The 17,021-nt window shown below is 65.1% G+C and carries 12 protein-coding genes; 7 read left to right on the top strand and 5 right to left on the bottom strand.

The window, feature by feature from the left end; translation table 11 throughout:
• Window positions 1-318: 318 nt before the first annotated feature.
• From AC07PV_RS10910 to AC07PV_RS10900, 3 genes are all read right to left on the bottom strand, one after another.
• Window positions 319-816 (bottom strand): hypothetical protein, encoded by a 498-nt coding sequence (locus AC07PV_RS10910; protein WP_494601183.1) that lies wholly within the window; start codon window positions 814-816, stop codon window positions 319-321.
• A gap of 354 nt (window positions 817-1,170) precedes the next feature.
• Entirely contained in the window at window positions 1,171-4,299 is a 3,129-nt protein-coding gene (locus tag AC07PV_RS10905) for a transglutaminase-like domain-containing protein (RefSeq protein ID WP_494630225.1), read from the bottom strand.
• Between the two features lie 83 nt (window positions 4,300-4,382).
• On the bottom strand, window positions 4,383-8,960 hold the full coding sequence (locus AC07PV_RS10900; protein WP_494630224.1) for a carboxypeptidase regulatory-like domain-containing protein: 4,578 nt from the start codon (window positions 8,958-8,960) through the stop codon (window positions 4,383-4,385).
• Window positions 8,961-9,375: 415 nt separating this feature from the next.
• Between AC07PV_RS10900 and AC07PV_RS10895 the strand changes: the two genes are divergently transcribed.
• Window positions 9,376-9,930: an HAD family hydrolase gene (locus tag AC07PV_RS10895; protein WP_255594801.1), complete on the top strand. Its 555-nt coding sequence runs from the start codon at window positions 9,376-9,378 to the stop codon at window positions 9,928-9,930.
• A gap of 12 nt (window positions 9,931-9,942) precedes the next feature.
• On the opposite strand, the gene AC07PV_RS10890 is transcribed toward AC07PV_RS10895, so the two are convergent.
• Window positions 9,943-10,239, bottom strand: coding sequence for a hypothetical protein (locus AC07PV_RS10890; RefSeq protein WP_218296367.1), 297 nt, complete (start codon window positions 10,237-10,239; stop codon window positions 9,943-9,945).
• A 138-nt stretch (window positions 10,240-10,377) separates the two neighbouring features.
• Between AC07PV_RS10890 and dinG the strand changes: the two genes are divergently transcribed.
• The 6 genes from dinG (at window position 10,378) to AC07PV_RS10860 (ending at window position 15,913) form a co-directional block, all read left to right on the top strand.
• Entirely contained in the window at window positions 10,378-12,552 is a 2,175-nt protein-coding gene (gene dinG / locus AC07PV_RS10885; RefSeq protein ID WP_492255443.1) for an ATP-dependent DNA helicase DinG, read from the top strand.
• Between the two features lie 142 nt (window positions 12,553-12,694).
• Window positions 12,695-13,051, top strand: coding sequence for a zinc ribbon domain-containing protein YjdM (locus tag AC07PV_RS10880; RefSeq protein ID WP_494630222.1), 357 nt, complete (start codon window positions 12,695-12,697; stop codon window positions 13,049-13,051).
• Between the two features lie 171 nt (window positions 13,052-13,222).
• Window positions 13,223-13,726: a pyridoxamine 5'-phosphate oxidase family protein gene (locus tag AC07PV_RS10875; RefSeq protein ID WP_218296369.1), complete on the top strand. Its 504-nt coding sequence runs from the start codon at window positions 13,223-13,225 to the stop codon at window positions 13,724-13,726.
• A gap of 46 nt (window positions 13,727-13,772) precedes the next feature.
• Window positions 13,773-14,021, top strand: coding sequence for a hypothetical protein (locus AC07PV_RS10870; RefSeq protein ID WP_494630221.1), 249 nt, complete (start codon window positions 13,773-13,775; stop codon window positions 14,019-14,021).
• 160 nt (window positions 14,022-14,181) lie between these two features.
• Window positions 14,182-14,610, top strand: a complete 429-nt coding sequence (locus AC07PV_RS10865; RefSeq protein WP_494630220.1) for a CopG family transcriptional regulator — start codon at window positions 14,182-14,184, stop codon at window positions 14,608-14,610.
• Between the two features lie 34 nt (window positions 14,611-14,644).
• A complete protein-coding gene (locus AC07PV_RS10860) occupies window positions 14,645-15,913 on the top strand; it encodes an extracellular catalytic domain type 1 short-chain-length polyhydroxyalkanoate depolymerase (protein ID WP_494630219.1) in 1,269 nt (422 codons plus the stop codon).
• 9 nt (window positions 15,914-15,922) lie between these two features.
• Here AC07PV_RS10860 and AC07PV_RS10855 read toward each other — a convergent pair whose 3' ends face one another.
• A complete protein-coding gene (locus AC07PV_RS10855; RefSeq protein WP_494630217.1) occupies window positions 15,923-16,954 on the bottom strand; it encodes a M28 family peptidase in 1,032 nt (343 codons plus the stop codon).
• Window positions 16,955-17,021 lie beyond the last annotated feature (67 nt).

Here is a 17,021-nt window from a genome sequence, read left to right as displayed (position 1 = left end):
CAAGTCTTTAGCGCAAGCAGGAAAAGCGCAAACAGCTATCAAAAGAAGATCGTCTTGCATTTGGTGAATAGAGGGTTTTCACTGAGTAAATGAAGCCACTCAGTCCTTCCCAAGGCTCTGTATCTCGCGCCCACCACCCTCAAAGTCTGCACAACCGGGCTGATTTGCACACCAAAGCCGATCAGAAATAGCGCCCAACTTGATATACAAAAAAAATTGTCAGCGCCAAAAAATACAAACCAACAAGAAAACTCCCCACTGTTAGTTTTCTTTCACGGTATTCATGAAATGCCTTGCAAATTATCTTAAACATTTCATTCAACTCAACACAGAATATATAGCGGAAATCAATCCAATTATTCCAGCAGCAATCGCAACATTACCCACCAGCAGGACACCCAATGCTGGAATAGCAGCCGCAAGACCAATTACCGCCAAGGTTAAACCAATCCAATTAGAAATTGCAGACCAATTGACCTGCGCGCCGATCGCATCCAAATATGCTCCAGCCGAAGCAAAAGCTGCCATCAGCATCCAACCGTATCCGAGAATTGCAAAAGGTCCCAACCACGCCAATATAAATAGGGCAGCTATCGCAAAGACAAAAGCTGCGATCCCGTAGATCAACGCCCCCCCATTCCCCTTCCCTTCAATAATGTATCCACCTGCTCCAGTTTCAGGATCAGTAATCACATAGCCATACCCTGTCCATCCATGCGCGTTGATCTGGTGCTCGTGCACCGTCACCTCTTTGCCCGCCTGGATGGCTGATTGAATCTCCTGCCCCACCGTACCGCCCACTGGCAGCTTGGGCAAGGCCGTGGCTGCGTTGCTTTGGTTGATGGTGTATACCTGCGGGCGTTTGTGCCAACGCCACCGCGCCTGAAGCGAGCAGGCGAGGGCAAATGAGTGGCCACAGGATTCACAAACAAATCAGGCTCTAGCGCAATTGGGACAAACGCGAGCAGCTATCAAAATAAGAGCATTCTGCATACTCGCGATTGGAGAATTTTGCGCAGCGGTTTGGAGATCGCCTCAAAACCATTTAAAGAAATAATTTGCTATCCACAAGAATGTCACCACAGCTCCTTCCAGCACCAGGAACCATCCTGTAATTTTCATATTTTTTTTTATTCTAATATTATCTTTGAAATCTTTCATATTAATAAATCAAGTAAAAACCTCAATGACAAGCAAGCGAGCCACCGTCAACAACAGCCAAGCCGCCCCACCAATAAATATAATCGGAAAATAAATAGCAACATATCCGCCAAAAATTACAGAAAGTATGATCCCAGCCATTAAACCTATAAGCCTTGCGCCAGAAAAATTTAGATTGTATTTGTTATCTTCATACATAGCCAAATACACACCAATCACAAACCCAATTGCTCCCACTATCGCCGCAAGCAGAGGCCCAGCAACGATGATCGCAATTCCCGACACAAGACCAAGAGCTAGTCCAAGCAATATCCCTCCATTCCCCCTACCCTCAATCATGTAAGCCCCAGCCCCCGTCTCCGGGTCGGTAATGATGTACCCATACCCCGAGAACCCATGCGCGTTGATTCCGCGCTCGTGGAAGGTCACTTCCTTGCCCGCCTGGATGGCTGATTGAATCTCTTGCCCCACTGTGCCGCCCACTGGTAGCTTTGCCAATGCCGTGGCTGCGTTGCTTTGGTTGATGGTGTAGATCCGCTGGCCTTCTGCCTGGGCGATGGCAATGGCTTTCACTGCCGAGACCGCTTGTGCGCAGTCTGCTTTGTTGGGGTTTTGGATTTGGCCTAGCTCGTCGGTGTATTGGCACTGCGTCGCGTCCACCCACAACTGCTCGGGCACCGCGTGCTCCATGGCGCTGCTGTATTGCCCCCGCAGCTTGTTGTACGCAATCCACCGGTTTTGCGCTGCAGTTTTGCCGTTAGCGGTGAGTTCGGGTTTGTTGTTGATCGCGGCACTGGGGTCGTCGTTCTTGACCCACCGGATGTGCCGCAGGTGCCCGATGTCCATGTTCAGCCCCTGGAAGCTGATGCCCGTGGTGACGATGCCGTACAGCTTGTTGGGTTTGACTTGGGCGTGGAACAGGCCGTAGCTCAAGGCGGGCCGGTCGATCGTTTGGGCCTGGGCGCTGGCGATTGCGCCGTGGCTCTGCAGGCTGGCGAAGTAACTCCACATCGTTCCTGTCAGCAGATCCCCCGTCAAATTTTCGCCAGTCATGCCTTGCAAGATGGCCGCCCGCTGCGCTTCAGGAGCGGCCTGCGCTTGTTCCAGCTTCTGCTTGTTCACCTTCATCCGGGCTCTCAGCGTTTCCAGCTGGGCTTGGCTGATGCCCTGGATGCTCAGGCCCAATGCCGTTTGCTGGCCTGCGATGAGCTGGTCTTGGGTTTCGTCCCAGTCCTGGCTGCCATAGCGGGTGAAGCCGCCTTGACCTACGGGTTCGCTGCCTGCGCGCATACCGGGGCCGGTGGCTACGACGGTGCCGTCCACCGAGATTTGGGGCTTGAGGTTGATGCTGCTCGATAGCCCCCTGGGCAGTTGGCTGGGGTCCAGCTGTTGGCCGGGGGCGGGCTTGGGGATGAGGGCTGCGATGGCGGCCTCATCCGCTGCGCTGGCTGCCACCCAGGCCAGGGTGATCTTCTTACCGGCGATGGCTGCGGTGGGGGTTTGCCAGCTCAGCAGGGGGCTGTCGCCCCACGCGGCGCTGCGGGCGTCTGCGTAGATTTCGTATTTGAAGTGCGTTTTGCTGGACGTGGGCAGGTCGCTGTGGGTTTGGATGCGCGTCTTGATGTTGTAGGGCAGGGTGCCTGCCAGGTAGGGCAGCGGGTCGATGGTGGCTTGCCGGGTGCCCAGGACGTCACCTACTGTGCTTTGGCCTGCGTTTTGGCTGTCGATGTAGGTTTTAAGGCGGGCCTGGTAGCTGCCCAGCTGGCTTTGCAGGGCGCTGGTGTTGAGGTTTCTCACCCAGCCTTCTGCCGGGTTGGTTTCTGCGCCTTGCTGGGCTGCGTTCAACAGGGCCTGGGCGTCCAGCGGTACGGCGCTTTGCAGGTCCATGCCTTCTTTGAAGGTGTATTGCTTGAAGCTGCCGTCCAGGGGCACCCAGGTGTCGGGGGTGCTTTGGCCTGGGGTGTGGCGCGTGCCTCGGCCGGGCTGGTATTGGATGAGGGCTTCGACCCAGGTGTGTTCGATGCGCAGGGCCTTGATTTGCCCGCCCGATACCAGGGCTACATTGCTGACCCCGCCTTGGCCCCAGATTTGCTGGGCGGCGTCTACGGTGCGGACGCCGCCCACCCAGTTGAGGGCCTGGGCGGTGGGGATGTCTACGGTGCCGGCCACATACCGCGCAGGGATGCCGCTGGCGCGCAGCAGGGCCACCAGCAGGCTGGCGGTGTCCACGGCGTTGCCGGATTTTTTGTCGAGCGTGTCTTGCGCGCCTTGTACGCTGCCTTGGGTGGGCACGTAGTGGATGTTGTCGTGCACCCACTGGTAGATCTTGTGGGGGTTGTGGCCCAGGGTTTGGGCCAGGGCCTTGATGGCGTCGGTGTGGGGGGCATCCAGCGTGGGGGCCAGGTCGGCTGCGCTGGGGGCGCTGGCGGCTTTAGCGCTTTGCACGGTGGCGGCCTTGGCGGCGGATGGAGGCTGCTCTGCCTCAGGGCCATCCATCTGGATGGGCGCTTGGGGGCGGGCTCGCTCTGCCTGCCAGGGCAGCTTGTTCAGGTTGAGGGGCAGGTGGGTTTTGCCGGGGGCCTCTGCGTCGATGAATTCCTTGAGCACCTGCAAGGCCGCGGCCTTGCCATTGCTGCTGCCTTCCTGCACGGCCTGGAGGCGCTTGACCAGCTGTTCGTGCTTGTCTGCAAAGGCGGCTTCCTGAACGAGCTGGCGGTCAAGAACGCTGCCTTCAACGCCTGCGTTTTGCCAGGTGTTGCGCAGGGATTCCCATTCCCGCTGCAGCGCCCGGGCCTGGCGGTCCAGCGTTTGCACGGCGGGCAGGCTCGAGGCTGCGTCAGTGAAGGTGGCGGCGATGCCGGGGGTGCCAGATTCGGGATTCAGCGCTCTGGCCAGTTGCTCCAGGGTGTCAGCGTATTGTTCGGCTGGCGCACCGCTTTGCAGGCGCTGCTGCACCGCCAGCTGGTTGCGCTGCGCCATTTGCGCGTGGACGAGGGGCAGTCCCACGGTGTTGAGCACCGAGGCCGTGAGCAGCCACACCACCGCGCGTTTGAACCAGCCCACCGGGCGGTCCTGCTGAGTGGGCTGGGTTGGGTGACTGCGGGTGTGCTGGTGCCCGGGGGCCTGCAATGGGCGCATGGGGTCGTTCTCTCTCAAAGGGGGAGTGACAGTGGTGGCCGGTATCAAAAGCCCGGTGGCGGCAACGGGGTTTCGCAACTGCGTCATTGCGCCCCCCCACCTTGGCGGTATGCGAGGCCAGGCTGGCAGGAGCTAGCCCGCAGGCGATACGCGGCAACCACCGCCAGCAATACGCCGGCGAGCCACAGAAACCACGGCTGGTTGACGGGGATGGAATTGGTGACGCCGGGTGTGCCTGGGCCACCGGGGCCTCCAGGCCCCCCTGGCGCATTGGCCCGCACCACGTAGGTAACCGTCGCCGTTGCCAGGTCCACATCCACGTCATACGCCTTGGCCTGGCTTGTGGGCAGTGCAGTTGCCGATTTGAGGTTGTTGCCGCTGCCGATCAGCAGGGCCTCCACCGTGTAGATTCCCTCCATCGCGGTTCTAAGCGTTTGCTGGGTGTCTGTGGACCGAAGACCGTTGGCTTGCAGTTGGCCCAGCAGGTGGGTGTGGGTGTAGACCACGGCATTGTTGGGGTTGCGCACGGTAATGCGCACACGGGCGTTGTCCACTGGCGCATTTACCGTGAGATTGCGGGCCAGGTTGCTGATGCGTACGCGGTCATTGGGTGCGTATTGAGCCTTGTCCACCACCACGGTCAGCGCAGCCTTGCCGGCGCCCTGCGGTGCATCTGCAACGATGGCGAACAATGTGCTGCCCACGTCCACTGTTTCGCCCTGGGTGTTCAGGAGTGTGGCGACCAGTGTGTAGGTTCCGGCCGGGTAGCGCGCGGTGTTCCATGGCTGCTTGTGCGGCAGCGTTGCGCCCGCAACCACGTCACCCAGTTCGTGCGGGGCAAATCGCGCAACTTCGACCCCGATGGCGTCATGGATGCGCAGCACGAGCGTCAACGCCGCCGATGTCGTGCCGAGGTTGAGCACGGAGGCGCCCAACTGCACCGCGGCATTGGCGGCGTAAGAGGGCTTGTCCGTGCTGGCACTGACACGCGCAACGATGTCGTCGGGTGATGCCCCGGCGGAGTACTTGGCCCCGATGATGGTGAGGTAGCTGTCGTCTCGGCTGAAGCCAGCAATGGTGGCCAGAAACGGCTTGGCCGCCTTGATGCGCCCTGGGCCGGTAGGTATCGCGACATGGCCCACGCTGTAGCCGCTAATACCCAAGGTTGTGAAACCAGACACATCCACAGGCAGGCCATTGAGCTGGAGGCTGTTCATCGCAGGAGTCGGAATTGCGATGTTCAGGTAGTTTTCCTTGTAGGGCGAAAGGTTGGTCGGCGCCGTGAACACGTAGTCAGAAAGGGTTTGATCGATCCCGCCCACGTAGGTAAAAGCTGGGTCCCCCAGCACTCCTCCGGTCGTGATCGTGGACCCCTTCAGGAACTGCCCCACCAGCACGGGAGCGGAGGCTACGATGTGAAGGCTCTCCGCGTCAGTCACCTCATGGAACTCCCCCGCATTCAGGGTGGCCACCAGCGCACCGTTCACCCGCACTTGGGTGGCAGCGGTGTTGGCCACGATGCGAACAAGGTTGCCCGCTGTGCCGGTGTTGGCTGTTTTGGGCGCCACATACTCAGCGGACCAGTGCTTCACAGGCGGCAACTGGGTGAACAAGTGGTCGCAGTAGCCAGCATGGAGTGGCACGTTGGCGCATTGCCCTCCCGCAAATACCGCCACGGGTTTGTTGGTTTGTATGCGGGTGCCCGTGATTTCATTGCCGGAGTAGGCGGTGTAGATCACGGACTGGCCTTTTTGCAGGGTCACGTCAAAGGGAACATTCGCAGGCTGCCCCGTCGTCAGGCTGCTGGCAGGCGTGACGGTGGCCACCGTGCCGTCCTCCACGGCGGTCAGTGAAAACTGGATGACGCTGTACGCATGGTTCCAGTCGACGATGCGGTATTCCAGGCCCAACGCCGTGACGTCAAGCAGGTACGACATGTCCGTGGTGTACATCTCGCGGTTCAGGAAATACGCGCTCACCCCTTTGCTGGCGTACACCTGCAGCGCCTTGTCCACTACCTTGCCCGCCTCGTGCAGAAACTGGTTGTTGGGCACCATGAGTTCCGCTACGCCGCTGGCACCAACAACAAAGCTGTAGTTGATGGCGCCGTCGTTGCTCACAACCTGGCCCGTGGTGCCTTGCTCGCCAAATATGAAGAGGTATCCAACAGGTCCCGCAGAGGTCGTGGGGTAGTTCGGATGCCCCACTGCCACGGCTCGCAGGGTGTTGCTGGCCTCCAGGCCATAGTCCGGCTTCAGCGGCAGGTTGATGGCGGTGCTCGTGGCGATGTCAAAGCCGCTGCTGCTGCCCTGGTAGCCGGGGGCGTTTGCCGCGAGGTTCCAGCGGCCCGCAGTGATGTTGGCAAATTCATAGCGGCCATCGACCCCCGAGGTGGTCTCCAGCAGGCTGACCCCCGCCAGGACCACCTTGGCCCCTGGCACCGGGCGTTGGCTCTGGGCATCGAGCACCACCCCGTATATGCGGTCTTGCCCTTGCACCTTGGGGGTCATTTCCACCGGCAGCACGTACCGCGTTCCCGCCGCCAGATCCACCGCAAAGGCCACGTTGTCATACCCGGGTGCAGACACCTGCACCTGGGTAGCCCCCGCGTTGAGGCCCGAGATTTCCGCCACACCCTGGGCATTGGTCTGCAGCACCTGCGGGTTGCTGCCCGAAAGGGTCACCGTGGCACCTGCAATGGGCTGGTGGGTGGCTGTGTCAGTGACGGTGGCCTGGATGGCGATGGGTTGCTGAGGGTCGACGCTGGGGTGCAGCGGCACGTCGAACTGGTGTGTGCCGTTTTGCACGAGCGTGATGGCTTGTTCAAAACGTTGATAGCCCGCTTTCTCCATGGAAACGGTGCGTGAGCCAGCAATATCCGGCACACCACCAATGGTGTAGCGCCCGGCAGCATCCGTGGTGGCTGTGCGGCCGGTGCCATCCACGACCACGGACACCCCCTGCAGAGGCAGCCGTGTGGAGGCATCCGAAACAATGCCTTGCAGCACCGTTTGATCGGAACCGATGTTGCTTGCGGTCAACGTGACAGGCAGGACGATGGAGTGATGGCCTTGCACGTTCATGGTGATGATGCGCGTTGCAAAGCCGCTGGCAGACACCGTGACGGTGTTGTCTCCTGCCACCACGCCAGCGTCGAAGGCAACCTCACCTTGGGCGTTGGTGCTGCGGATCAGGCCATTGAGTGACACACTGGCCATTGCAATCGCCGCGCCTGTTGCCTGGTTGCTTACAACCACCTTGAGCGTGCTTTGCGCGGTGCTGCGGCGGAAAACCGGGTCGAACCGCACCTGCTGCCCCGCCAAGGCACTGAAACTGGCCTCGACCGCTTGATAGGACGAATAGCTTGCCTTCAGGCCCATCGCACCGGGCGCAATACCTTCGAGGACGTACTCACCATGGGCGTTGGTCTGCGTGGTCGAGCTGCCGACCGAAATGGTGGCGTTGGCGGCGTTCTGGAAACTCACCCCGTCGTTGGTGAACTTGGCAACGCCTGAAATGGTGACGGTGCTCGCATTGCCGACCGTGAGCGCCTTCAGGCGGATGGTGCCCAGATCCAGCTGCTGGCCCTTGAGCAGCCCCAGGTCCGCGGACAGCGAAAGGTATCCAGCGACCTCGATCGCCAGATTGTGGGTGCCGGCAGCCAACTGCAGAAACTCGAAACGCCCCTGGGCATTGGTCACGGCGGGCTGGGCACTGCCGGTCAACCGCACTGACACCCCCGCCAGCGGCTGGCCCGTGGTGTCGCTCACCAAAAGGCCTTGCACGCTGGCCAGATCGGGATTCGTGCTGGGCTGGCCCGCGATCCAGAGCGCGCGCAGCGCCAGGGCCGTGACGTACGGGTCACCATCCCAACTGCCATCCGCGCGCTGGGCGGCCTTGAGCGAATCTACGGCGGGCTGCACGGCGGCTGCCGTGGACAGCCCCGGGAGCACCGCCAGCAGGGCCTGCGCATTGCGCAGGGACCCGCCCCACGACGGGGCAGCGCCGCGTTCGGCGAGCAGCCAGGTGCGCGCGTTCGACAGTGCCGATGCCACCGCAGAGGTCTGGCGATAGGGGTGGAGCGCCTGTACGGCCTGCGCCGTGGAGAGAAGCGCATCGCCATCGGTGGCGAGGGCCCATCGGCCGTCCACCTGCTGCGCGGCCAGCAGCCAAGCCAGCGCCTGATCGGCGGTTTCGGGATACGAAGCGCGTGACGCCGTGAATGCGGCAACGGCCCACGCCGTGTCCTGCACATTGCTGGCATAGCCCACCGTGGCGCCAAATCCGCCATCCGCGTTCTGCTTGGGCGCAAGGGCGTCAAGATGGGCCGTGCTGGCCGATTGGAGCTGTTTTGCCAGGGACTTCCGGGCCAGTACCTCGACGGTGTCGTCACTCGCCGCAGCGATCGCATCCAGCAGCACCGGCGGCACCGGCCTGCTCCAAGCACGCAAGGTGGCGGCGGCTTCCGAGCGGCTTTGCACGGGCAGCGCAACAGAACCTGCCTCGCTCGCCAGACCCCCGCTGGGTTGAACCTGCCCCTGCAACCATGACAGGCCCAGCGCCTCGTCGGCCCAGGCAGTGTGGGAGAGCAGGAAAACGAAAACGAAGCACAGCAGTCGCACGCAGCCAACCACTGCGCACCCTGTGATCGGCGCGCGCATGAGGACCCTCTCTTATTTTCTTCACACCGCGCGCCGTGGGGGATACCGGTACTGATCTACGCCAGCTCCGGCATCCAGCGCCAATAGTGCAAATCTCCGTTTGGCGACCATTCACCAAAGAGGGGCGGAGCGTAGCAATCGATGGCGCATTCAGTTGTTAAATTTTGTGATATTGTTTTCTCAATATCATCAAATTGCGCCCAATTTACTCAAGCTACCTTCATTCATTTGCAGCGTGACGAGGGAGTGTCTGGTCCCCCCCGAAACTCAAGCCAAAATGGCCGCAGTGCCTGGATGAAACGCGCCACATGCTATTGAATGCAGAGCATCTTTGCCCACTGACGGGGCGATACGGCGCCCGCCGGTTCTCCGCCCCCGTCTTCGACATGGACGGCTTGTCATCGACTCGGAGCGCATGGCTCTGCGGGCCTGCATCAATGCAGCGCGGGCGCACAGCCTCCTGCCGGCCAAGGCGGGTTATCTACAGGTAGTGGGCCGGGCCTTGCCGGAATCGATCATGGTGGCGTCATCGTCACGGCGCGACGAGATCGAGCACCGCCTGGGCCGCATGGAGGTGCTGCACCACTTCCAGGCCCTGGCGGGCTGCAACGAGGTGGAGCGAAGCAAGACCGACCCGGCGCTGTACCGGCTGGCCGCTGCACGGCTGGAGGTAGAGCCAGCCCAATGCCTGGCGTTTGAAGACAGCGAGAACGGAGCGTGCGCCGCACAGGCAGCCGGCGTGGCGGTTGTCGTCGTCCCGGACCTCGAGCACCCTGCGGCGGGAAATTCTGGAGCGCATGCCATGGCGTGCGCGAATCGCCGATGGTGGCGCCGGCCATCTGCCGCGCTGGTTTCACCGGATCGGGGTGGCGTAGCGCCTGCCGCCCACGGCGCTTGGGACCACCGCCACATTTCGCGGATCAATCAGATTGGCGTCCACCGCATGAACCATGTGCGCCAGCAGCTATGAAAAGCAGAGCATCTACTGCTTTTGCTTCTGATAGGCCTTGTCCGCTGGCGGGCCCCGGTCCGTGTCCTGCAGGCCCCGCTGCACGTCCCGGTAGGCCTGCTCCACCTGGGCATCGGGCTGGCCGTGGGTCATGTCCACCGATTCATCGCGCTCGTGCGGCAGCTTGGGCTTGTCGGCGCTTTCGGGCGGCGGCGCGGCCTGTGGGGTACGCCGGCCGGCGGTGGCGGGCGACTGGGGCGTGGTGGTGTTGACGCTGGGCTGGCCGGTGGGGGCGGCGCTGGGGTGGTCCGGGGTGCTGGCGGTGGGCATGTGATCTCTCCTGCGGTACAGGGCTTCATCGTAGGAAAGCCCCTGGAGCCGCCGTGTAGTCCCCGGCGCCATCTGTCCGCCGGGTGAAGCGGCCGCTGGCCGCGAAGGCGCAGGCGCCAACCCATGCGACACTACTGTATGTCTCAACAGGTGTGGGCCGCGCAGGCCCTTGAATCTTTCGATGCGGTGGTGCAGGCCACGCCCGGGTTTCGCAGCCGCGACGGCCAGCGGCGCATGGCCGAGCAGGTGGCGCACACGTTCAGCAGCGCCACGCTGGGCAAGGTGGACGAGGAGGGCGGCGAGGCGGCGCCCACGCGCTCCATCGCCGTCATCCAGGCCGGCACGGGCGTGGGCAAGTCGCTGGCCTACTGCGCGCCCGCCATCGCGCTGGCGCTGTCGCGCGGCACGCGGGTGCTGATCTCCACCGCCACCGTGGCGCTGCAGGAGCAGCTGGTCAACAAGGACCTGCCGGCGCTGGCCGCGCTGATGCCCCAGCCCTTCAAGTTCGCGCTGGCCAAGGGGCGCGGGCGCTATGTGTGCAAGCTCAAGCTCGACCGGCTGGCGGGCACGGGCGAGGCCGAGGCGTCCGATGAAGACGACCTGTTCGCCGAGGAGGAGGCCGCCGCCCGCGCCAAGCGCCCCCGGCAGGAAACCGAGGCGCGCATCCAGTTCTACGGCGCCATGGCGCAGACGCTGGCCAAGGGCGCCTGGGACGGCGACCGCGACAGCCTGGAGACCCCGCCCGAGCCCGAGGTGTGGAGCCCCGTGGCGGCCGAGGGCGCGTCGTGCACGGGCAAACACTGCCCCGCCTTCAGCCAATGCACCTACTACGACAAGCGCAAGGAGCTGGTGGGCGCGCAGGTGATCGTGGCCAACCATGACCTGCTGCTGTCGTCGCTGGGCGCGCGCGTGCTGCCCGAGCTGGACAACTGCCTCCTGGTGCTGGACGAGGCTCACCACCTGCCCGCCACGGCGCTCGACCAGTTCGCCTGCAGCATGGACCTGTCGCGCCTGGCGTGGATCGACCGGCTCTCCAGCCGGGGCCTGCGCATCGGCGCACTGCTGGAGGTGGAGGAGATCGCCGACATCCCGCGCCACGCGGCCCAGCTGCGGCAGACACTGCAGGACCTCGCGCGCATCGTGATGGACGTGTACGGCCCCGCGCTCAAGAGCCAGAAGGACACCTGGGGCCCGGCCCGGGTGCGGGTGCCGCGCGGCGAGCTGCCCGAGCCGCTCACCGCGCCGCTGGGGCTGCTGGCCGCCAGCGCCGACGGCTTCCTCGAAGCCCTGCGCGCCATCAGCAAGGCCCTGCGCGCCGAAATGCGCGACAAGCCCGAGGAGGCCAAGCGCCTGTCCACCCTGTATGCGCAGATCGGCATGCTGGCGCCGCGCCTGGAAGAGCTGCACGCCACCGCGCAGCTGCTGCTGCAGGAGGCCCCCCAGGGCGCAGACCGCAGCTTCGTGCCTGCGGCCAAGTGGTTCACGCTGGAGGTCGATGGCGATTTCATCGTGGTCAAGGCACACGCCAGCCCCATCCTGCCGGGCACCACGCTGCGCAACCACCTGTGGAACGCGGTGCGCGGCGCGGTGCTCACGTCGGCCACGCTCAACAGCTGCGGCAATTTCGATTTCTTCCTGCGCGAGGCCGGGCTGCACGGCGACGAGGCCGCGACCACGCTGGAGGTGCCCAGCCCCTTCAACTACGCCGCCCAGGGCACGCTGATCGCCGCCGAGACGCGCGCCGACCCCAAGAACGCCGCGCAGTTCACGGCCGAGATGGTGGATGCGCTGCTGCACGACATCGCGCGCGTGGAGTACGGCGCGCTGGTGCTGTTCACCTCGCGCGAGCAGATGCGCCAGGCCGTGGACGCCTTGCCCACCGCCATGCGCGGCGTGGTGCTGGTGCAGAACGCGCTGCCGCGCACGCAGCTGCTCAAGCGCCACCGCGAACGGGTGGAGAACGGCGAGCCCTCGGTCATCTTCGGCATGCAGTCCTTCGGCGAGGGGCTGGATTTGCCCGGGCGGCTGTGCGAGTCGGTCTTCATCACCAAGCTGCCGTTCGCCCCGCCCGACGACCCGGTGGGAGAGGCCCGCGCCGAATGGCTGCGCGCCGTGGGCCGCGACCCGTTCAGCGAACTGGTGGTGCCCGCCACCGCCATCCGCCTGGCGCAGTGGGTGGGCCGCGCCATCCGCACCGAGGACGACCAGGCGCATGTCTACTGCTACGACAAGCGCCTCATGCGCACGAGCTACGGCCAGCGCCTGCTCAAGGGCCTGCCGCCCTTTGCGCTGGAGCAACGCGCGCCCCTGTAGGATGCCCCCCGAGTCGCCTGCGGCGCCGTCCCCACCAGCGGGCGCCACGGCGGCACGGGCCGGGGGCTGCACCCGTCCCACGCGCCGTGCTGCCCCTCCTTCCCTCCCTTCCTCCCCATTTGCCATCCCCAGCGAGAACCCCATGACGAACGCCATCCCCGCCTGCCCCCAATGCGGCCTGGAGAACACCTACCCCGACGGCAACCACTACATCTGCCCTGACTGCGCCTTCGAATGGCCCCAGGTAGCCGAATCCGCCGAGGTCGACGCGCCCGAGGGCGGCGGCGCCGTGCTGGACGCCCACGGCAACCCGCTGGCCGATGGCGACGCGGTGATCCTGGTGAAGGACCTCAAGGTCAAGGGGTCCTCATCCACGCTCAAGAAGGGCACCAAGATCAAGGGCATCCGCCTCGTCGATGGCGCCGACGGCCACAACGTGGACTGCAAGACGGAGCTGGGCAGCATGCTGCTCAAGTCAGAGTTCCTGAAAAAGGCCTGATCGGGCCCGGCCCCGGGCCCCCGCCCGCGATACAGGGCACGGGGCGCGGCGGTGTCAGATAAACACCCACGCCCCGGCGGGCGGCGGGCCGACACGGTGCGCGCGCCACCCTGCCTAGAGTGAATGGAAGCACCGACCCCTTCCCCCATTTCACCACCGCACGGAGAGCCCATGCCCCACGACACCCCCGCCCACGACACCTTGTGGAAGCTCATCAAGGACATCCGCTTCGGGATGCTGACCCACCGCACCGCCAGCGGCATGCTGCATGCCCACCCGCTGACCACGCAGAACCGCCGCATGGACGAACAGGCGGAGCTTTATTTCTTCATCCCCAAGTCCGGCGAACTGTACGAGCGCCTCCTCACCGATGGCGAGGTGAACGTCTCGTACGCCGACCCCGGCGCGGACAGCTATGTCTCGCTCTCGGGCCAGGCGCGTTTCGTGGACGATCTGGCGCAAAAGGAAGCCTTGTGGTCGACCGCGGCCCAGGCATGGTTTCCGGGCGGCCACACCGATCCGGAGCTGGCCCTGCTGGCCGTGCGCATCCGCCATGCCGAATACTGGGACGTGGACGAAAGCAAGATGGTGCAGCTGTTCAAGATGGCCAAGGCGGCCGTCACCGGCCAGCCCCCGCGCCAGCTGGGCGAGCACAAGGAACTGACGCTGCCGTGAACGGCACCGCCACGCCTTTTCTTCACCATCCATTCCAGGAGGTTCCATGAGCAGCGAGGAAAACCGCCGCGAGGAAGACCCATCGGGCGGCAATGACAACACCGAGGGCTCGGGCAAGGTCGCCCAGGCCCACAACAGCACGGGCGACAAGCCCACCACCCAGATCAACCAGGGCCGCCGCACCCCCGAAAGCCGGGGCGACCGCGACACGCACCTGGGCAGCAGCAACCAGGCGCAGTCGCGCCGGGGCGCCGCCGGCAGCAGCGGCCCTGCGGGCAGCCGCGGGGCGGGCTGAGCGCCGCCGGCACCGGCACCGCTCGCACCCATGCGCAAAGAGCCTTCGGGCTCTTTTCTTTTGCGCGTGGCCCTTGAAGCAAGGGATTTTCCATCCATATACCATCCACAAACCATCCATATGGATGGAAATCATCCATACCACCGGCCACGGAGGGCCCATGACCCCAGCTCCCGCTTCGTCCCTGGCCGTGCGCGGCAAGGTTCCCGATTCCGAAAAGATCACGATCAACCTGGGCTTTGTCGACCTGGGCCACATCGACCTGCTGGTGTCGGAAGGGTTTTATGCCAACCGCACCGACTTCATCCGCACGGCCATCCGCCAGCAGCTGGCCGCCCAGGGCGACGCCGTGCGGCAGGTGGTGGCCCGCAAGATGCTTGTGCTGGGCCTGCAGCGGTTTGGCCGCGCCGAGCTGCAAGCCGTGCAGGCAGCGGGCCAGGTGCTCGAGATCCGCGTGCTCGGCCTGGTCAGCATCGACGACGACGTGCCGCCCACCCTGGCGCAGGCCACGATTGCCTCCATCACGGTGCTGGGCGCGTTTCACGCCAGCGCCCCGGTCAAGGCCGCCCTGGCAGGGCGCATTGGCTGAGCGCGGCGCACCACCACCACCACGAAAGAACCCCATGGACTGGAACCTCAAACTCAAGCAGCTGATGGGTCAGGCCACCCACCTGGTGCGCAGCGGCCAGCTGGCGGATGCCACGCGGGCCATCCAGCAGGCGCTGGGCAGCGCTTCGGCCACGGCGCCGGGGCCCGCCGCGCCGCCGCCGGAACGCGCGGGCCCCGCCCCGGTGCAGGCACCGGCAGCCCCCTTCGCCTTTCGCACGGGAACCCCGTGGCGCAGCAGCGCGGCGCAGGACGTGGAGGACGCGGTGGTGGTCGAGCGCGGCACCGTGCAAGTCCCCCCGGGCGCGGCCCGGCCCGCCCCACCGTCCGGGCCGGGTGCCCGCCCGGCGGCCGCCGCGCCGCACGCCGCCGAGCCCCCGGACAGCTTCACCGCAGTCGCCTTCAGCCACCCTGGCGCCCCGCACAACCCGCACCACTACCGCCTGTACGTGCCGCCCGGCGCGGGGGCCGGCACGCCCATGCCCCTGGTGCTGATGCTGCACGGCTGCACGCAGAACCCCGTGGACTTCGCCACCGGCACCGGGATGAACGCCGCCGCCGCCCCGGCCAACGCGCTGGTGCTGTACCCCGCACAGCCCCACAGCGCCAACCCCAACGGCTGCTGGAACTGGTTCCGCCCCGAAGACCAGCGCCGGGGCGGCGGCGAACCCGCTCTGCTGGTGGCGATGGTGCAGGACGTGATGGCGCGCCACCCCGTGGATGCGCGGCGCGTCTACGTGGCGGGCCTGTCGGCCGGCGGCGCCATGGCCGCGCTGCTGGGCCGCGAGTACCCCGACGTGTTTGCGGCCGTGGGCGTGCACTCGGGCCTGCAGGCCGGCGCGGCACACAACGTGATGGGGGCGCTGTCGGCCATGAAGCATGGCGCCAGGCCGGCGGCGGGCACCCCGGCTCCGGGGGCTGTTGTGGCGGCGCCCCTGATCGTCTTCCACGGCGATGCCGACACCACCGTGCACGCCCGCAACGGCGAGCAGCTGGTGCAGGCGGCGCGGGCCAGCGCCCCGGGCACCGTGGAGCTGGGCACGCACCAGGGCCAGTCGGCCGGTGGCCAGGGCTACACGCGCACGGTGTACCGCCGCCGTGCAACGACCGGGGATGGCGCAGGGGGTACCGGCGCAGTGATCGCAGAGCACTGGGTCCTCCACGGCGCGGGCCACGCCTGGGCCGGCGGCAACGCGCAGGGCAGCCACACCGACCCGCGCGGGGTGGATGCCACGGGCGAGATGCTGCGGTTCTTTTTGGCGCAGCGGCTCGCGCCTGGTGCTTAGCGCAGCCGGTCAGGGCTGGGTGGCCAGATCGCGGACCACGCCTTCCAGGCCGCGCACCACCCGCGCGAGCCGCTCGTAGTCCACCTTGTCAGGCGTGTCCTGGCGCGTGTGGTAGTGCGGATAGCGGTAGGGCGCCGTGTCGGTCACCATCAGCGCGGGATAGCCTTCGTCGATGAACGGCGCATGGTCCGAATAGTCCACGCCGGGGACGAAGCGCGGCGCCGCGATGCCTTCGGACGGAAAGCTGGCATGGGTACGGAAGGACTTGACCGACCTCCTTACCAAACCCAGGTCTGCAGCAGTGCCCACGAAGGCGATGAAATCGCCCTGCGTAGGGTAGAAGCGGTTCAGCGGCCACGGGTACTTCTGCGACCCAGCTTCGTCGGAGAAGTAGCCCATGGTCTCCAGCGACAGCATGGCCTGCACAGGCGCATTCGCCGCCTTCAATGCCTCGGCATGCACCCGGCTGCCCATGAGCCGTGTCTTGAAGTAGGGCGGCTCTTCGTTGGTGTACAGCGCGAACATCACATCGGACGTTGCCGTCTCACCCAGGCCCTTGAGGCTGCGCGCCAGCTCCAGCACCGCCGCAGTGCCCGTGCCGTTATCGTTGGCACCCGGGGTTTCGTGCGCGGAGTCGTAGTGCGCGCCGATGACCAGCAAGCGCTTGCCCGGGGCTTTCTGGCTGGGCAGCGTGACCAGCAGGTTGCGAACCTTTTGGCGCGATGCGTCGAATTCCTGGCGCTGCACGGTGTAGCCATACGACGTCAGCTCCGCTTCCAGATAGCGTGCCGCCGCCTCCAGCGCGGCATGCGTGCGAATGTTGTGCTCCTCGGACGCGACCATCGTCACGTGATGGCGCAGCCGCTGCGCCAGTGCTTGCTCCTCGGCCGTCGCGGCTGCAAGGGGCCCACTGAAAGAGCGCGACGGCATCTGGGTCAGGACCAGCACGGCGGCCAGCGCCAGCAAGGCCACGCACAGCAGCGCTCCGGCAATGCGCAACAGGCTCGCTCCCAGGCGCAGGGCGATGGTTCGAAGGATCATGGAAAGGGTGGCAGTGAAGTATGGTTTCTGTCGCGGGCTGTACGGCCGCGTGAACGAGAATGATGAT

The sequence above is a fragment of the Acidovorax sp. GW821-FHT09A11 genome, assembly GCF_059418365.1.
This window is presented reverse-complemented; position numbering and strand designations above follow the sequence as displayed.